The organism is Pseudomonas sp. TWI923 (assembly GCF_039673365.1).
Classification (GTDB): domain Bacteria; phylum Pseudomonadota; class Gammaproteobacteria; order Pseudomonadales; family Pseudomonadaceae; genus Aquipseudomonas; species Aquipseudomonas sichuanensis.
This window is the reverse complement of sequence record NZ_JBDJLM010000040.1, coordinates 1-17,560: the sequence shown is the minus strand read 5'-3', so window position 1 is coordinate 17,560 and position 17,560 is coordinate 1. Positions and strand designations below refer to the sequence as shown.

Genomic DNA, 17,560 nt, shown 5'->3' with positions numbered 1-17,560 from the left:
TCCCACAGGTACGGCGCTGACCTTGACGATCACGCGATCCCTGTGGGAGCTGGCTTGCCAGCGATGAGCCCAGCACAGGCCTCATCAAGCGGTATGGGCGTATGCCGAGTTACTCGGCATCCAGATGCAGCGGCGTTACCACCCGGCCATCACTCTCGGCCTGGCCGAGGGATGCGTCGATGAAGTACACCCGGTCATCTTCGAGCTGCCCTTTGTCCACCAGGTAGTCCTTGATACTGCTCGCCCGTTCCTGGCCGAGGGTACGCAGCAGCGGGGCACTCTCGGCCCAGGACTTGATCACTGCCTCGCGCAGCTTGGCGGTGCGCTCATCACGACCGAGCTTTTCCCACTCGGCGGGCGGTTGCTGCTTCAGCCGGGTGCGGTAGATACCTTCGAGCATGGGCGGCTTGTCGCTGTCATCAACCACCAGCAGTGACGGGTTGGCCGGCACCTTGTCGCCACGGCGCTGCAGTACTTTGTACCAGGTGGCCTGGTATTCGCGCTCCAGGCGCTGCTGGGCGATCAGCGGGCCATCGCTGCCCTGGGCGGCGGTACCTTCGATCTCCAGGCGCAGCTCCGGGCGTGCCTTGAGCGCAGAGGCCAGTTTGTCCAGCGAGGCCTGGGCGTCGCTGCTGAGCTCGCTTGAACCTGCGGCGAACGAGACATTGCCCAGATCTTCCGCACCACCGCCAGAGACCAACCCGCCGATGAACTTGAACGGCGCCTGGGCGGCGCGCAGCACCAGGTTGCGCAAGGTCTGCCAGACGATCGGCATCACGCTGAACTGCGGGTTGTTGAGGTCGCCGGAGATCGGCAGTTCGATGGAGATCTTGCCCTCGGTATCCTTGAGCAGCGCCACTGCCAGGCGGATCGGCAGGTCCACCGCGTCCGGGCTGTCGACCTTCTCGCCCAGCTGCAGTTGCTCGACCACCAGCTTGTTCTCGGCTTTCAGCTGGCCGTTGGTGATCAGGTAATGCAGGTCGAGGTTCAGGCGCCCCTTGCGGATGCGGAAGCCCGCGAACTTGCCCGAGTAGGGAGTCAGGGTGGTCAGTTCGACACGCTTGAAGCTGGTGGCGATATCCAGGCTGGCCAACGGGTTGAACGGGTTGAGCGCGCCCTTGATGGTCACCGGCGCGTAACGGTCGACCTTGCCCTTGATGTCCACCTTGGCCGGTTGCGGCTTGCGGTTGTCGAGGGTGCCGATCTGGCCGTTGAGCTGTTGCACGGCGGTGGCGAAGTTGGGGGTCAGGGTCAGGTCGGCGAAGTTGGCCGAGCCGTCGTTGATGCTGATCTGGCCGATGCGGATGCCCAGCGGCTTGCTGCTGCCGGCAGTGGCAGGCTTGCCCTGGGAGGCCGCAGGCGCCCCGGCGGGTTGCGGGATCAGCAGGTCACTCACGTTGGTGGTGCGGTCTTCGTTGATGATGAAGCGGGCGTAGGGTTGCAGCAGGGTCACCTTGTCGATCGACAGGGCGTCGCCATGCACATAGGACAGGCCATCGACGTTGACCTGCTGCCATTTGACGAAGTCACGGTTCTTGATGGTGTCCAGAGTGTGCAGCTGGTTGACCTGGGCCTTGCCGCCAACGTCGAACGCCAGCGGCTCGGTGCTCTTCAGGTTCACTTTTAGGTCGCTGGACAGCATGCCGCTGCGCAGTTCCAGGCGAATGAACGGGCTGATGTAGGCCTGGGCCACGCGCAGGTCGATGTCGCGGGTGGCCACATCGAGCTTGGCGGTGATCGGTGCCAGATTGACAACGCCGGCGGCCTGCAGCTTGCCCTGCTTGCCCACGCCGGTATCGAGCTTGAGGGTGAAGGGCGACTGGTTGAGGCTGTCGAAGTTCTGCAGGTCGAGGTTGAGCGGGCCCACGTCCAGTGCCACAGGCTCCTTCTGGCTGCGGTCGGCCAGATGGATCATGTAGTTGCGCGCCTGTACGTCCTTGAGCAACACCTGCCAGGGCTTGCTCGGCGCCTTGGCGGCCTTTTCCTTGTCGGTGGGTTCGGCGGCGGCAGGCTCGGCTTTTTCCTTGGGGGTAGCCTTGGCCGGCTGGCTGGCGAACAGCTTCTGCCAGTCGAGCTGGCCATCCTTCTCCAGTGCCGCCCAGGTTTCGAGTTTTTCGCTGCGGATCTTGCCGACTGTCACCAACTGCTTGGCCAGGTCGATGGACGTTTCGCTGACCTCCAGGCTGGCCAGGCGCGCCAGCTGTCGGCCGTCGGGGGCCTTGATGGCGAACGGCGCAATGCGCACGGCGGTTTGGTCCAGCAACAGCTCGGTCTCTTTGGCCAGGCTGAGCTTGTAATGGGTGTCGAGGCTGATGACGCCGTCTTCCAGCACCAGGGGCACAGCGTCGCGTACGTAGGGCCAGAACGCTTTCATCTTGCCGTCGGTGACTTTCAGCGTGCCTTCGGAGGCGATCGGCGCAAGGCTCAGGGTACCGCTCCAATCGATACGCCCGCCGTTGGGGCCGTTGGCCACCAGGGTCATGTCGGCGTTGTCGTCAGGCAGGGTACTGAGGTTCTTGAGCTCCAGGTTCATCGAGTCGTAGATGAACTCGATCGGCTCGCTGGGGCGCTGGTCCTCGAAGTGCAGGTAGCCTTCGCTGAGCTTGATGCTGCCGATGCGCAGCGGGAAGGGGTCGCTGGGCGGCTCTTCGGCTTTTGGCTCGCTGGGTGGCAGCTTGAATAGCTGGGTCAGGTTGAGGCTGCCATCCTTGGCGAACAGCAGCTCGGTGCGCGGCTTGTCCAGCTCGACGGCTTCCAGGTGCAGGGCCTTGGTCCACAGGCTGTCGAGTGCCAGGTTGGCGTACAGCCGTTCGAAACCGACCTGCTCCTTGCCGGGCTCACCGAGCTGCAGGCCCCACAGCGTCAGCTCGAGGCTGAACGGGTTGAGTTCGATGCGCTGCAGGTGCGCCGGCACGGTGGCGTGCTGCGCCAACTGCTGGTTGGCAATGCGCAGTGCGATGCCGGGGAGAATCAGGAAGCCGAGCAGGCTGTACAGGGCCACCAGGGCCAGCAATGCGCCGAAGGCGCGAGTCAATCCTTTGTGCATGTGTCGCTTCGTCTGTAGCAGGCTGGAGTGCTTGGAGTATGGCACGTTCAACAGGTTCCGCCGGGGTCGGAAAACACCTCATTCAATCCCCATGCGCCGCCTTGCGCGGTGGGCCGAACCGTCGCGCATGGCCCAGCGCAGCACCGGGGCGGTGTTGGCCAGGCCCAGGCGGATCAGGCGCCTGGCCAGCGGGCCTTGCTGCAGGCCTAGCATCTGCTGGGCCCAGCCTGGCAGCAGGTCCGCTCCCGCTTTAAGCATCAGTTTGCCCACCGGCTCGGCCATGCGGCTGGGCGCCGGCGCCTTGAACAGGATGTCGATCACTTCCAGGCTGCGGGCATCACAGAGCAGCTGTGGGCGCATGCGTTGCAGGTAGTCCTCGACCTGGCTGCAGGAGCGCGGCACGTCGCGGGCCCCCAGGCGCTCGGCGATCAGGGCGATCTCGTTGTAGTAGGCGTCCTGATCGGCACGGGGCAGGTCGGGGTTGCGGTAGCGCAGATGGGCGGCGAGAAAGCTGCTCACTTCGGCCACATGCACCCAGGTCAACAGGTCGGGGTCGCTGGCGGCATAAGGGCGCCCGTCCGCGGCGGTGCCGACCACCTTGAGATGGATGGTGCGTACCTTGTCGATGAGCCACTCGGCGTCGCGGGTCGAGCCGAACGTGGTGCCGGAGATGAACTGGCTGGTACGGCGCAGGCGGCCGAGCAGGTCTTCGCGAAAGTTCGAATGGTCCCACACGCCCGCCAGTGCCAGTGGGTGCAGCAGCTGCAGCATCAACGCACTGATGCCACCCACCAGCATGCTCGGGAAGTCGCCGTGCACCTGCCAGCTGATGCTCTGAGGGCCGAACAGCCCTGGGTCGCCTTTGGGTGATTCCAGGTCGAGCTGGCCGAGGGCCAGCCCGGTAAGGCTCATGACCTGGGTTTCGATGCGGCGGCGTAGGGCTTCCATGGCGACCTTGCGGGCAGGGCAGCCCTGCCCGGGCCGCGGATTACTGGTTGAGGCGCTTGTCGATCAGGCCCTGGACCACGCTCGGGTCGGCGAGGGTGGAGGTATCTCCCAGGTTGTCCAGTTCGTTGCAGGCGATCTTGCGCAGTATACGCCGCATGATCTTGCCTGAGCGGGTCTTGGGCAGAGCCGGGGCCCACTGGATCAGCTCTGGCTTGGCGAAACTGCCGATTTCCTTGCTGACCAGCGCCAGCAGCTCGGCCTTGAGTGCATCGTCCGGGGTGACCCCATTCATGGGGGTGACGAAGGCATACACGCCCTGGCCCTTGAGGTCGTGCGGGTAACCCACCACCGCGGCCTCGGCGACACTGTCGTGCAGCACCAGCGCGCTCTCGACCTCGGCAGTGCCGATGCGGTGGCCGGAGACATTGATCACATCGTCGATGCGCCCGGTGATCCAGTAGTCGCCATCGGCGTCGCGGCGGGCGCCGTCGCCGGTGAAGTAATAGCCGGGCAGGGGTTTGAAGTAGGTGTCGACCATGCGCTGATGGTCGCCATAGACACTGCGGATCTGCCCTGGCCAACTGGCCTTGATCGCCAGCAGCCCGGCGCCGGGGCCTTCGATGAGCTTGCCTTTTTCGTCCAGTAATACAGGTTGCACGCCGAACATGGGCTGGGTGGCGCAGCCGGGCTTGAGGCGCTGGGTGCCGGGGAGAGGGGTGAGCATGATGCCGCCAGTCTCGGTCTGCCACCAGGTGTCGACGATGGGGCAGCGCTGTTGCCCGACCGCCTCGAAATACCACTCCCAGGCTTCGGGGTTGATCGGTTCGCCGACGCTGCCGAGCAGGCGCAGGCTCTGGCGCGAGGTGCCTTGCAAGGGGCCCGAGCCTTCGCGCATCAAGGCGCGCAGGGCGGTGGGCGCGGTATAGAAGATATTCACCCGGTGCTTGTCCACCACCTGCCAGAAGCGCGAGGTGTCGGGGTAGTTGGGCACGCCCTCGAACATCAGCGAGATCGCCCCGTTGGCCAGCGGGCCGTAGACGATGTAGCTGTGGCCGGTTACCCAGCCGACATCGGCGGTGCACCAGAACACCTCGCCGTCGCGGTAATCGAACACCAGCTTGAAGGTCATCGTGGCCTGCAGCAGGTAGCCGGCGGTGCTGTGCAGCACGCCCTTGGGTTTGCCGGTGCTGCCGGAGGTGTAGAGGATGAACAGCGGGTCTTCGGCAGCCATGGGTTCGGGTGGGCAGTCATCGCCGGCCTTTGCGGTGGCCTCGTGGTACCAGAGGTCACGGCCGTCGCTCCAGGCCACATCGCCCCCGGTGCGGCGCACCACCAGCACGCTGCTGACATTGGGGCAGTTGGCCAGGGCTTTGTCGACGTTCTGTTTGAGCGGTATGCGTTTGCCGCCACGGACCCCTTCGTCGGCCGTGATCACGGTGCGGCAGTCGGCGTCGAGGATGCGGTCACGCAGGGCGTCGGGCGAGAAACCGCCGAACACCACCGAGTGGATGGCGCCGATGCGTGTGCAGGCGAGCATGGCGTAGGCGGCTTCGGGGATCATCGGCATGTACAGGCACACGCGGTCGCCTTTCTTTACCCCGCGTGCTTTGAGCGCATTGGCCAGGCGGCAGACCTGGCGGTGCAGTTCGCGGTAGCTGATGGCCTTGCTGTCGTTCGGGTCGTCGCCTTCCCACAGCAAAGCCGTCTGCTCGCCGCGCTGGGCCAGGTGGCGATCGATGCAGTTGTAGGAGACGTTGAGCTGGCCGCCGTCGAACCAGCGCGCCGTGCCGGTTTTCAGGTCGCATTGCTGCACGCTGGCCCAGGGCTTGATCCAGTCCAGGCGTTTGGCCTGTTCGGCCCAGAAAGTGTCGGGGTTTTCCACCGACTGGCGGTAGAGGCGGCGGTAGTCGTCGTCGGTCAATTCGGCGGCCTGGCAGACGGCCAGGGCCTGGGGGTAGTTGCGGATATCGAACATGGCGGGTGGTCCTGCTCTTGTAGGGGAGTGGGACTGCGGCGGCTATTCGATGGACAGTGTAGAAGGTGGGGGTGTTCCTGGAGGCGCGGAAATCGTGCGATCTGTGGGAGCGGCTTTAGCTGCGAAGCAGGCGGCGCGGTGGATGGCACCGGCTTCGCCGGTGTTCGCGGCTGAAGCCGCTCCCACAGGCCCGTGCAAATCCGCGAGTTATTTGCAGGCCTGTGAGAGCGGTCGTATATCAGCTAGACATCAACCGCGATGACGGCCGCGGAAGTAGTTGATCAGGCCCTGGGTAGAGCCATCCTCGGCGCTTTCTTCGAGGCTGCCGACCAGGCGCTGATACACGCCCTTGCCCAGCTCCTTGCCCAGCTCCACGCCCCACTGGTCGAAGGCGTTGATACCCCAGATCACGCTCTGCACGAAGACCTTGTGCTCGTACATGGCCACCAGCGCGCCAAGCCGGCGCGGGCTGATGCGCTCGACCACCAGGGTATTGCTCGGGCGGTTGCCCGGGATCACCTTGTGTGGGGCGAGCTTGGCGATATCGGCTTCGTTGAGGCCTTTGGCGCGCAGTTCGGCTTCGGCCTCCTCGCGGGTCTTGCCGAGCATCAGCGCCTGGCTCTGCGACAGGCAGTTGGCATACAGCCACTGGTGATGGTCGGCCACCGGGTTGAAGCTCACCACCGGCACGATGAAGTCGGCCGGGATCATCTGGGTGCCCTGGTGCAGCAACTGGTGGTAGGCGTGCTGGCCGTTGCAGCCCACGCCGCCCCAGATCACCGGGCCGGTATCGGTTTTCACCGGGGCGCCGTCGGTCAGCACGCTCTTGCCGTTGGACTCCATGTCCAGCTGCTGCAGGTGCTTGGTGATGTTGCGCAGGTAGTGGTCGTACGGCAGGATCGCGTGGCTCTTGGCGCCCCAGAAGTTGCCGTACCACACGCCCAGCAGGGCCAGCAGCACCGGCATGTTCTTGTCGAACGGCGCGGTCTGGAAGTGCTGGTCCATGGTGTAGGCGCCGGACAGCAGCTCCTTGAAGTTGGCGGTGCCGATGGCCAGGGCGATCGGCAGGCCGATGGCCGACCACAGCGAGTAACGCCCGCCGACCCAGTCCCACATCGGGAAGATGTTCTCTTCGCGGATGCCAAAGGCCACGGCGGCGGCCTTGTTGCTCGACACGGCGATGAAGTGGCGGTACAGCTCGGCTTCCGAACCACCCTGGGCCAGGTACCAGGTGCGGGCGGCCATGGCGTTCTTCAGGGTTTCGAGGGTGTTGAACGACTTCGACGAGACGATGAACAGGGTGGTCTCGGCGCGCAGGTTGGCCGACAGTTCATGGAATTCGCTGCCATCGATGTTGGCCAGGTAGTGGCAACGGACACCGCGCTGGGCATAGGGCAGCAGGGCCTCGGAGACCAGTTCCGGGCCGAGGAACGAGCCGCCGATGCCGATGTTGACCACGTCGGTGATCGGTTTTTCGCTGTAGCCGCGCCACAGGCCGTCGTGGATGCGGCCGACCAGCTCGGTGATCTGGTTCAGCACCTTGTGCACTTCCGGCATCACGTTGGCGCCGTTGACGCTGAGCTTGTCGCCGACCGGGCGGCGCAGCGCGGTGTGCAGCACCGGGCGGCCTTCCGAGCCGTTGATGATTTCGCCGCTGAACATCGACTTGATGGCGTCGCCCAGTTCGACTTCGTTGGCCAGGTTCACCAGCAGTTCGCGGGTCTGCTCGTTGATGAGGTTCTTCGAGTAGTCGAGGAACAACCCGCAACAGCTCAGGGAAAACTGTTCGAAGCGCTTGCCGTCGGCGGCGAAGGCTTCGCGCATGCTGAAGCCCTGCATGGCGTCGCGGTGTTGCTGAAGCGCCTGCCAGGCGGGCAGCGCCGTCACATCGTGGGGAGTACGGTAATACGCCATTGCGGATGGTTTCCTTGGTGCATGGTCAGGCTATGACACTGGCGATCTTTGCCAGTTGCAAGCTGCTCATTATAGGCATTGGTCGCAAAGCGGGAATGGGGGGGCGGGGGCGGTGAATGAAATATTCTGATTCCGTGGGAGCGGGCTTGCCCCGCGATACCGGCGCAGCCGGTGCCATCCGTCGCGGGGCAAGCCCGCTCCCACGGAACCTCTATAAATCAATTGGTTAAAGCTGGGTCAGGCGGTCGTCGCTTCCAGGTGCAGGTACAGGTTGTCGATCAACCGGGTGTTACCCATGTACGCCGCCGCAATCACTACCAGGTCACGGTCATCGACCTGTGCCGGGCGCAGGGTCAGTGCATGGCGTACTTCCAGGTAGTCCTTACGGAACCCCGCCGCTTCGAGTTGCGCCTGCCCTTCAGCGATCAGCGCCGCGAAATCACGCTGGCCACGGCGAATGGCCTCTGCCATGCCGCTAAGGGTGCGATACAGCGCAGGTGCCGCCGCGCGCTGCTCGGCGCTCAGGTAACCATTGCGCGACGACAGCGCCAGGCCATCCTCGGCGCGCACGGTCGGCTCGCCAAGGATCTGGATCGGCATGTTCAGGTCGCGAACCATGGCGCGGATCACCGCCAGTTGCTGGAAGTCCTTCTCACCGAACACGGCAAGGTCGGGCTGGACCATGTTGAACAGCTTGCTGACCACGGTCGCCACGCCTTCGAAGTGCCCGGGGCGGCTGGCACCGCACAGGCCTTCGGACAACTGCGGCACGCTGACCCGGGTCTGCACGGCCATGCCATCGGGGTACATCTCCTCGACGGTGGGGGTGAACAGCAGGTGGCAGCCCGCTTGGAGCAGTTTTTCCTGATCGGCGGCGAGGGTGCGGGGGTATTTGTCCAGGTCTTCGCCGGCACCGAACTGCAGCGGGTTGACGAAGATGCTGGCAACCACGAAGTCGGCGCGCTGGGCGGCCTTGGTCACCAACGCGGCGTGGCCGCTGTGCAGGTTGCCCATGGTCGGCACGAACGCGATGCGCTTGCCCTCGCCACGGGCACGGGCCACGGCGGCGCGCAGTTCAAGGACGGTCTTGACGGTATTCATGCGCTGAACCCATGTTCACTGGCGGGGAAACTGACGTCTTTCACGGCTTGCACATAGGCTTTGAACGCGCTGTCGATGTCCGGCTGGCCGGCCATGAAGTTCTTCACGAACTTCGGCACGCGGCCGCTGAGGGACAGGCCGAGCATGTCGTGCAGCACCAGCACCTGGCCATCGGTGGCGCTACCGGCACCGATACCGATCACCGGAATGGCCACTGCCTGGGTGATCTCTGCGGCCAGCTCGCTGGGCACGCATTCGAGCAGCAGCATGGCGGCGCCGGCTTGCTCCAGAGCGATGGCATCGGCGCGCATCTGCCGCGCCTGGGCTTCCTGGCGGCCTTGGACCTTGTAGCCGCCGAGCACGTTGACGGTCTGTGGCGTGAGGCCCATGTGCGCGCACACCGGCACGCCGCGTTCGGCCAGCAGGCGGATGGTCTCGGCCAGCCAGGCGGCGCCTTCGATCTTGACCATGTGGGCGCCGGCGCGCATCAACTGGGCGGCATTGCTGAACGCCAGCTCAGGGGTGGCATGGGCCATGAAGGGCAGGTCGCTGAGGATCAGCGCGCCGTCGTTGCCGCGTTTGACGCAGGCGGTGTGGTAGGCCATGTCGTCGTTGCTGACGGGCAGGGTGCTGTCATGCCCTTGCAGGACCATTCCCAGGGAGTCGCCCACCAGCAGGATTTCCACGCCGGCCTGGCTTGCGGCCTTGGCGAAGGTTGCGTCATAGCAGGTCAGCATGGTGATTTTTTCACCCTTGGCCTTCAGGCCATGCAGGGTGGTCAGGGTTACTTCAGGCATGTAGGGGCATCCTCGTTCAGGCGCTGTGAAAGACAACTGCGTACAACGCGTGTATTCATCAAGCGGAGCGGCACATCATCGTCTGTGATGTTCGGGCACAGGTCCGTCCGGGCCTAAATGGGTGATTGCGGCATAGTGGCGCCGCGGGACGCCTATAGTCGTGAGCGAGGTGGGGGAAGTCAATGACCCGTGTTACCGCATTGTTACGCGGTGGGTGTTACTGGCGTTACCGCCGTCTGAAACGCCCGTTTTACAGGCGTTCCAGGCCGACGAACGGGCAATCCTGAAGCATTTGCTGCAGGCTGCGGCCATCGGCGAGGCGGAAGTCGGCGTCGACCAGCTCGGCGAGCGGGTAGAGCACGAAGGGGCGGGCGTGCATGTGGTAATGCGGTACTTTCAGGCGCGGCACGTCGATGAGCTGGTCACCGAACAGCAGCATGTCCAGGTCGAGGGTGCGCGGCCCCCAGCGTTCCTGGCGGACCCGGCCCTGGTCGTTCTCGATGGCTTGCAGGGCGTCGAGCAGGTCAAGCGGCGCCAGCCGTGTATCGATGGCCGCCACGGCATTGGTGTAGCGCGGCTGGCCGGGCAGCAACGAGTCGCTGGTGTACAGCGCCGAAGCCGCTGCCAGGCGCGTATCGGCCAGCACATCCAGCGCCTGCAGGGCGCTGCGCAGCTGCTCGGCGGGTTCGTCGAGGTTGCTGCCCAGGCCGATGTAAGCGCGGGTATTCATGCTCAGTCCCACGCCTGGTCGTCGTCACGCTTGCGTTTGCTGGGGCTGCGCTTGCGCTTGCGCGGGCCTGCGCCTGTGCTGGCACCGTCGTCGCGGTTGCCCAGTTCGCGAATCATGTCGCGGCGCTGGCTGTCATTGGCGTCCTGGTAGTCGGTCCACCATTGGCCCAGACCATCGGTTTCCTCGCCTGCGCTTTCACGCAGCAGCAGGAAATCGTAGCCGGCGCGGAAACGCGGGTTGTCGAGCAGCATGTCGGCGCGTTTGCCACTGCGCCGTGGCAGGCGCTCCTGCATGTCCCAGATCTCGCGGATCGGCAGGGTGAAACGCTTGGGGATGGCAATGCGTTGGCACTGCTCGGCGATCAGGTCGTGGGCCGCGCCATTCATGGCCGGGATCGGCGGCACGCCTTGGCTCTGCAGGTGCAGCGCGCGGCCTGGCAGGGCTGGCCAGAGCAGGGCGGCGAAGAGGAACGCAGGGGTGACCGGCTTGCCCTGCTTGACGCGCAGGTCGGTGTTGGCCAGGGCCTGGCTGATCAGCGTGTGGGTGTAGGTCGGGCGCTCTTCCAGGGCATGGGCACTGGCAGGGAACAACGGCTCGAACAACTCCAGGTCGACCAGCATCTCGAAGGCCAACGCGCCCTGGCCGTTGAGGAACAGCTTGAGGGTTTCTTCGAACAAACGCGCCGGCGGGATCTCGCGCAGCAGCTTGGCCAGCTGGCGGATCGGTTGCACGGTGTGCTTTTCGATGCCGAAGTTCAGCTTGGCGGCGAAGCGCACGGCGCGCAGCATGCGCACCGGGTCTTCCTGGTAGCGGTGCGTTGGGTCGCCGATCAGGCGCAGCAGGCGGTTGCGCACATCGTGCACGCCGTTGGCGTAATCGAGCACGCGCTCGTTGACCGGGTCGTAGTACAGGGCGTTGATGGTGAAGTCGCGGCGCTGCGCGTCTTCCTCAAGGGTGCCGTACACGTTGTCACGCAGGATGCGGCCGCTGGCATTGTGCGAGGAGCGGTGGCTGTCGGCCTGGTCCTCGTCCGAGTGCGGGGCACGGAAGGTGGCGACTTCGATGATCTCGCGACCGAAATGCACGTGAACCAGCTTGAAGCGCCGGCCAATGATGCGGGCGTTGCGGAACTCGGCGCGCACCTGTTCGGGGGTGGCGCTGGTGGCGACGTCGAAGTCCTTGGGCGTGATACCCAGCATCAGGTCGCGCACGCAGCCACCGACCAGATAGGCCTGGTAGCCGGCCGCCTGCAGGCGCTCGACGATGCTCACGGCATGGCGGCTGAACTGGCTGCGCTGCAGCGAGTGCTGGCTCTTGTTGATCACTTCAGGCGTGGTGCGCCTGTGGTGCTGGCCGGGGACCGGCGGGCGGAACGACTGGAACAGCTTCTTCAGCATGGGATGCACTGTTTGAAGGAATGTTCGGCCAAGGATAGGAGAATGGCCGCATGATGGGCGGGGATTCTAGCATTTACTGGGGGAATGGTGTAGGCGGCGTGCCAAGGGGCGTGGCAGACGCCCAGAAACGACAATGGGGAGCCGAAGCTCCCCACCAAGTCGTTGTGTGCTCTTATTATTTTTTTGCTGGGCTTCTTGTTTTTGTTGAGTGCCCTGTTCACAAATCTCGAAGCTTGTGAACGACCCCTAAACCAGGGGTGAAGAGCAAACGGATTGCTTTGGTCGCCGAGTTGATGCTGATCTTTCGATCCAATCAGTTCAGGTGCTGCTTTTGAGTGCAGTTTTTGTTGTTCTCTGTCTGATCGTGGGGCAAACCCCAAACACAGCTCCTCTCCAAAAGAATCAGTTAGCTGCGCCTCCGCCGTCTTGTTTTTATTGTGCGTGAGCCGTTTCGTCTTGTTCTTATTCTGAGTTGCAGTGCTTGTTATTGTTCTTGTACCAGACATATAGCAGATGCCGTGCCAACTTTTGAAAGGCCAATGAATCCGGGGGTTTTGGCCATTTCGACGGCTGTCCGCGCCGGGCAAATGTAGAAATTTCGTTACCGTACGCCTCGTGAGCTGTTACGCCGAAGGGCAGAGGTAACAGATTTTTGCGGGAACTGATCTGTTACCGCGCTTCCCTCAAAAGCATCGCGGGCGGTGCGGCGGTCCGACAAGCCCGCTCCCACGCTAGGTGCTCCTGTAGGGGCATCAGGCGTGGGAGCGGGCTTGTCGGGACGCCGCACCGCCCGCGATAGGTATGACGGTGTATCAGTTGTCGCTGGTGGCGTTGCTCTTGCGCCGCGGAATGCCCAGGCGCTGGCGACGTTCCCACAGGCACTTGCGGCTCACGCCCAGCTTGCGTGCCAGTTCCGTCTCGGTCATGTGGTCCTGGTGTTCAAGGACGAAGTGCTGGAAGTAGTCCTCCAGCGACAGGTCTTCGGTGGGCTCGTGGCTGGCGTTGCTGGCGGCGTTGCTGACCAGGGAGGGCAGGTGGGCCAGGCCATCGACCTCTTCGAGGTCGCTGAGCTCGATGTCGATGCCCAGCAGGTCTGCGGAAATCTCCGCGCTCTCGCTCAGGATCACCGCGCGCTCCACGGCGTTCTCCAGCTCGCGCACGTTGCCTGGCCAGCTGTAGTGACGGATGGCCTGTTCGGCTTCGTGGGAGAAGTGCAGGTCGTCGCGGCCGATACGCGCGCTCTGGCGGGCGAGGAAGGTGTCGGCGATTTCGTTGACGTCGCTGCCGCGCTCGCGCAGGGCGGGCAGCTTGAGCGCAATCACGTGCAGGCGGTAATACAGGTCTTCACGGAACTGACCGGCCTTGGCCAGGTTCTTCAGGTCACGGTGGGTCGCTGCGATCAGGCGCACATCGACCTTTTGCGACTGTACCGAGCCGACCCGGCGGATCTCGCCTTCCTGCAGTACGCGCAGCAGGCGGGCTTGTGCCTCAAGCGGCAGCTCGCCGATCTCGTCGAGGAACAGGGTGCCGCCATCGGCCGCTTCGACCAGGCCGGCACGGCCGGCACTGGCACCGGTGAACGCCCCTTTCTCGTGGCCGAACAGTTCGGATTCGATCAGGGTTTCCGGGATCGCCGCGCAGTTCACCGAGATCATCGGTGCCTTGGCCCGGCGCGAAAGATTGTGCAGGGCGCGGGCGACCAGCTCCTTGCCGGTGCCGGACTCGCCCTGGATCAGCACGTTGGAGTCGGTGGGCGCGACCTTGCGGATCTTGACGAACAGGTCCTGCATGGGCGCGCAGGAACCGATGATGCCGATTTCGCCATTGGCGGCTGCGGGGCTGGACTTGTCCGCGCCGGCCTTGCCATTGGTGGGCCGCGGTTCGGCGACCGCTGCTGCGGCCGGCGCGTTCTGCCGGTCGCGCAGGATGCGCGCGACGGCTTGCAGCATTTCGTCGTGGTCGAAGGGCTTGGCGATGTAGTCCACCGCGCCCATTTTCATCGAGTCCACCGCCGAGCGCAGGCTGGCGTAGCTGGTCATGATCAGTACCGGCGTGCCCTGGCCAAGCTTGATCAGCTCGGTGCCGGGGGCGCCGGGCAGGCGCAGGTCGCTGACGATCAGGTCAAAGGTGGCGATGCTGAAGCGTTCCTGGGCTTCCTGCACCGAGCCGGCTTCGCTGACCTGGTACTGGTTGCGTTCGAGCAGGCGGCGCAGGGCCGAACGGATGATGGTTTCGTCTTCGACGATCAGAATGTGCGGCATTGATTCAATTCTCTCGACGGTCTCGAATTACAGGGGACGTCGCTACGACATGCCGGGGCAGGGTCACGCGGATCCGGGTACCACGTTGGCGCTCGATGTCGGCCGGGCTGTCGATGGTGATTTGCCCATAATGCTCTTCCACGATGGAATAGACCAGAGCGAGCCCCAGTCCGGTTCCCTCGCCTGGGTCCTTGGTGGTGAAGAAGGGTTCGAACAGGCGATCCATGATGCTTTTCGGGATGCCGCTGCCCTCGTCCTCGACGATCAGGTCGACGGTGTGATCGCTGACTTCGCTGCGCACGCGTACGGCACTGCCGGCCGGGGAGGCGTCGCGGGCGTTGGACAGCAGGTTGATCAGCACCTGGGCCAGGCGCTGCGGGTCGCCCTCGGCCCAGTGGTCGGGGTCGCACAGGTTGAAGAACTGTACTTCGAAATTGCGCCGGTTCAGCGCCAGCAGACCAATGGCGTCCTGCGCCACTTCGGCGAGGCACACCGGCTCCTCGCTGTTCTGCTGGCTGCCGCCGGCATGGGCGAAGCTCATCAGCGACTGGACGATGCGCGACACGCGCTTGGTCTGTTCGAGGATCTGGCTGGACAGCTCGATGATCTCGCCATCGCCCTCGCGCTCTTCACGCAGGTTCTGCGCAAGGCAGGCGATGCCGGTGATCGGGTTGCCGATTTCGTGGGCAACGCCTGCGGCCAGGCGGCCGATGCTGGCCAGGCGCTCGGAGTGCACCAGCTTGTCTTCCAGGGCCTGGGTTTCGGTGAGGTCCTCGACCAGCAGCACCAGGCCGCTGTTGCCCGGTGCCAGTGGCTCGTCGATGGCCGCCTTGTGCAGGTTGAGCCAGCGTGGCTGGCCATCGAGGGCCAGGCGCTGCTTGTGCAGGTGCTCGTCGGGTACGTTGTTGATGAACCCCTGCAAAAGGCCGCGCCAAGGTTCGCCAATGGTCACTAGGCGCGAGCCGACCACGTGCTTGGCGGCGATGCCTGTGAGTTCTTCCATCGCCTTGTTCCACATCAGGATTTCCTGGTCCTTGGCCAGCGAGCAGACGCCCATGGGCAGCTCCTGCAAGGTCTGGCGGTGGTAGCGGCGCAGGGCGTCGAGCTCGGCGGCGAGGCCGGTCAGGCGCGAGTGGTAGTCCTCGAGGCGGCTCTCGATGAAGTGGATGTCTTCGGTGACGTAGTTTTCGTTGCCGGACTTGTACGGCAGGAAGGTCTCGACCATGTCCTGGGCCACGCTCGGGCCCATCAGGCCGGAGAGGTTGGCCTCGATGCGGTCGCGCAGGCGACGCAGGGCGTAGGGGCGGCGCTCGTCGAACGGCAGGTAAAGGTCACGCAGGGCTTGCTCGACTTCCTTCTGTGCGGCCTTGGCGCCCAGTGGCTTGGCAAGCTGGGTGGCGAACTCCTGGGGCGAGGCAGCGTGCAGCTCGCGGCGTTGCGGGCGACGCACGTTGTCCACCGCGCAGGCTTCGGCGGCACTGACCTCTTCGCTGCTGGCATTGGTGAACAGCGAAATCAGGGTGAACAGCAGGACGTTGGCCGCCAACGAGGCGATGGCCGCCATGTGCCAGCTGGTGTCGTCCAGCACGTAGATCATGTCCAGCAACGGAATGTAGAAGCCCTGCAGGTTGCCCAACAGCGGCAGCAGCATGGTCACCATCCACACCAGCATGCCGGCCAGCAGGCCGGCGATGAAGCCGCGGCGGTTGGCGGTCGGCCAGTACAGCACCGAAAGCACGCCGGGCAGGAACTGCAGGGTGGCGACGAAGGCGACGATGCCGAGGTTGGCCAGGCTCTGGTGGTTGTTCTGGGTAAGGTAGAAGACGAAGCCGGCGGTGATGATGGCGACGATCAGCGCTCGGCGGGTCCACTTCAGCCAGCGGTAGATGTTGCCTTCGGCCGGCGGCTGGTACAGCGGCAGCACCAGATGGTTGAGGGCCATGCCCGACAGCGCCAGGGTGGTGACGATGATCAGCCCGCTGGCGGCCGACAGCCCGCCGACGTAGGCCAGCAAGGCCAGGGCCTGGTTGTTGGCGGCGATGCCCAGCCCCAGGGTGAAGTACTCCGGATTGGTGCTGGCGCCCAGGCGCAGGCCGGCCCACAGCACCAGCGGCACGGCCAGGCTCATCAGCAGCAGGAACAGCGGCAGGCCCCAGCTGGCGCTGACCAGCGAGCGTGGGCTGAGGTTCTCGGTGAAGGCCATGTGGTACATGTGCGGCATCACGATCGCCGAGGCGAAGAATACCAGCAGCAGGGTGCGCCACGGGCCTTCCTGCAACGGCGTGTGCAGGGCGGCGAGGGCGGTCTGGTTCTGCAGCAGCCACACTTCCAGCCCATGCGGGCCGCCGAACACGCCGTACAGCGCGTATAGGCCGATGCCGCCCAGGGCCAGCAGCTTGATCACCGACTCGAAGGCGATGGCGAACACCAGGCCCTCGTGCTTCTCGCGGGTGGCGATATGACGCGAGCCGAAGAAAATGGTGAAGAGGGTGATCAGCGCACAGAAGGCGAATGCCACCCGCGCCTTGACCGGCTCGCCGGTGAGGATGCTGATGGAGTCGGCCACCGCCTGGATTTGCAGGGCCAGTAATGGCAGCACGCCGATCAGCATGAAGATGGTGGTCAGCGCGCCGGCCCAGGTGCTGCGGAAGCGGAATGCCAGCAGGTCGGCCAGCGATGAGAGCTGGTAGGTGCGGGTGATCTTGAGGATCGGGTAGAGCAGCACCGGTGCCAGCAGGAATGCGCCGGACACCCCCAGGTAACAGGCGAGGAACCCATAGCCATACTGGTAGGCCAGCCCCACCGAGCCATAGAAGGCCCAGGCGCTGGCATAGACGCCCAGCGACAGGGTGTAGGTCAGCGGGTGGCGGATGACCGAGCGCGGGATCAGCCCGCGTTCGCTGATCCAGGCCACGCCGAACAGCACCAGCAGGTAGGCGGCGCTGATCAGGATCATCTGGGTCAGGCTAAAGCTCATCGGCATCTCGTTGGCTCTGCAGGATGAAAGTGACGACGATGAGGATCAGCCAGAGCAGGTAGGGGCGGTACCAGGCTCCGGTCGGTTCGATCCACCAGTCCATGATGGCCGGGGAGAACAGGTAGATCCCCACGACCAGAAGCAGGACCAAACGATAGATGTACATGCTGGCCTCGAGGGTTGGGCGCTGCGGGTTTGGACTTATTATTGGTGAAAATGGCGCAGGCGATGCTAGCGGGTATCGGTAGGGTTAGCCAAGGGTTTGAATTTGTTGGGCTTTTGAACTTGGTTTCGCTTGTTCTGGCCCTATCGCGGGCATGCCCGGCATTGCGGCAAAAGCCCGGGTAGATGCCGTGATGCCCCTCCAGTTGCTTGCGCGAGCAGGTGCAGGCATAGGCCAGGCCCATATTGAAC

Annotated in this window: 11 protein-coding genes and 1 pseudogene; all 12 read right to left on the bottom strand. The window is 64.5% G+C overall.

The window, feature by feature from the left end:
- Nucleotides 1–109: 109 nt before the first annotated feature.
- The gene (locus ABE459_RS16030) at nt 110–3,046 is read right to left on the bottom strand and encodes a DUF748 domain-containing protein (protein WP_125462546.1); all 2,937 of its coding nucleotides are present in this window, start codon (nt 3,044–3,046) and stop codon (nt 110–112) included.
- A gap of 78 nt (nt 3,047–3,124) precedes the next feature.
- On the bottom strand, nt 3,125–3,994 hold the full coding sequence (locus ABE459_RS16025) for an oxygenase MpaB family protein (protein ID WP_125462547.1): 870 nt from the start codon (nt 3,992–3,994) through the stop codon (nt 3,125–3,127).
- A 40-nt stretch (nt 3,995–4,034) separates the two neighbouring features.
- Nucleotides 4,035–5,969 carry an acetate--CoA ligase gene (acs, locus tag ABE459_RS16020; protein ID WP_125462548.1) on the bottom strand — a complete coding sequence of 645 codons (1,935 nt, stop codon included), beginning with the start codon at nt 5,967–5,969 and terminating at the stop codon, nt 4,035–4,037.
- A 249-nt stretch (nt 5,970–6,218) separates the two neighbouring features.
- Complete coding sequence (pgi, locus tag ABE459_RS16015) at nt 6,219–7,883, bottom strand: glucose-6-phosphate isomerase (RefSeq protein WP_258705690.1); 1,665 nt, start codon at nt 7,881–7,883, stop codon at nt 6,219–6,221.
- Between the two features lie 237 nt (nt 7,884–8,120).
- Nucleotides 8,121–8,984 carry a pantoate--beta-alanine ligase gene (gene panC, locus ABE459_RS16010; protein WP_125857410.1) on the bottom strand — a complete coding sequence of 288 codons (864 nt, stop codon included), beginning with the start codon at nt 8,982–8,984 and terminating at the stop codon, nt 8,121–8,123.
- Nucleotides 8,981–9,781 carry a 3-methyl-2-oxobutanoate hydroxymethyltransferase gene (panB, locus tag ABE459_RS16005; RefSeq protein WP_125462551.1) on the bottom strand — a complete coding sequence of 267 codons (801 nt, stop codon included), beginning with the start codon at nt 9,779–9,781 and terminating at the stop codon, nt 8,981–8,983. The genes panC and panB overlap by 4 nt, the downstream gene beginning before the upstream one ends.
- Before the next feature lie 250 nt (nt 9,782–10,031).
- Nucleotides 10,032–10,511 carry a 2-amino-4-hydroxy-6-hydroxymethyldihydropteridine diphosphokinase gene (gene folK, locus ABE459_RS16000; RefSeq protein WP_323830363.1) on the bottom strand — a complete coding sequence of 160 codons (480 nt, stop codon included), beginning with the start codon at nt 10,509–10,511 and terminating at the stop codon, nt 10,032–10,034.
- A 2-nt stretch (nt 10,512–10,513) separates the two neighbouring features.
- On the bottom strand, nt 10,514–11,908 hold the full coding sequence (locus ABE459_RS15995) for a polynucleotide adenylyltransferase PcnB (RefSeq protein ID WP_258644610.1): 1,395 nt from the start codon (nt 11,906–11,908) through the stop codon (nt 10,514–10,516).
- 812 nt (nt 11,909–12,720) lie between these two features.
- The gene (locus ABE459_RS15990) at nt 12,721–14,169 is read right to left on the bottom strand and encodes a sigma-54 dependent transcriptional regulator (protein WP_125462555.1); all 1,449 of its coding nucleotides are present in this window, start codon (nt 14,167–14,169) and stop codon (nt 12,721–12,723) included.
- A gap of 4 nt (nt 14,170–14,173) precedes the next feature.
- Nucleotides 14,174–17,152 (bottom strand): ATP-binding protein, encoded by a 2,979-nt coding sequence (locus ABE459_RS15985; RefSeq protein WP_346648065.1) that lies wholly within the window; start codon nt 17,150–17,152, stop codon nt 14,174–14,176.
- A complete protein-coding gene (locus tag ABE459_RS15980) occupies nt 17,136–17,312 on the bottom strand; it encodes a hypothetical protein (RefSeq protein ID WP_003250005.1) in 177 nt (58 codons plus the stop codon). Before ABE459_RS15980 ends, ABE459_RS15985 begins: the two co-directional genes overlap by 17 nt.
- Before the next feature lie 142 nt (nt 17,313–17,454).
- A pseudogene (locus ABE459_RS15975) lies at nt 17,455–17,560 on the bottom strand (tRNA glutamyl-Q(34) synthetase GluQRS); the annotation flags it as partial.

Bases quoted from the DNA above. Each gene is read 5' to 3' on its own strand.
- ABE459_RS16030 (WP_125462546.1), bottom strand. From the start codon at position 3,046: ATGCACAAAGGATTGACTCGCGCCTTCGGCGCATTGCTGGCCCTGGTG.
- ABE459_RS16025 (WP_125462547.1), bottom strand. From the start codon at position 3,994: ATGGAAGCCCTACGCCGCCGCATCGAAACCCAGGTCATGAGCCTTACC.
- acs (WP_125462548.1), bottom strand. From the start codon at position 5,969: ATGTTCGATATCCGCAACTACCCCCAGGCCCTGGCCGTCTGCCAGGCC.
- pgi (WP_258705690.1), bottom strand. From the start codon at position 7,883: ATGGCGTATTACCGTACTCCCCACGATGTGACGGCGCTGCCCGCCTGG.
- panC (WP_125857410.1), bottom strand. From the start codon at position 8,984: ATGAATACCGTCAAGACCGTCCTTGAACTGCGCGCCGCCGTGGCCCGT.
- panB (WP_125462551.1), bottom strand. From the start codon at position 9,781: ATGCCTGAAGTAACCCTGACCACCCTGCATGGCCTGAAGGCCAAGGGT.
- folK (WP_323830363.1), bottom strand. From the start codon at position 10,511: ATGAATACCCGCGCTTACATCGGCCTGGGCAGCAACCTCGACGAACCC.
- ABE459_RS15995 (WP_258644610.1), bottom strand. From the start codon at position 11,908: ATGCTGAAGAAGCTGTTCCAGTCGTTCCGCCCGCCGGTCCCCGGCCAG.
- ABE459_RS15990 (WP_125462555.1), bottom strand. From the start codon at position 14,169: ATGCCGCACATTCTGATCGTCGAAGACGAAACCATCATCCGTTCGGCC.
- ABE459_RS15985 (WP_346648065.1), bottom strand. From the start codon at position 17,152: ATGCCGATGAGCTTTAGCCTGACCCAGATGATCCTGATCAGCGCCGCC.
- ABE459_RS15980 (WP_003250005.1), bottom strand. From the start codon at position 17,312: ATGTACATCTATCGTTTGGTCCTGCTTCTGGTCGTGGGGATCTACCTG.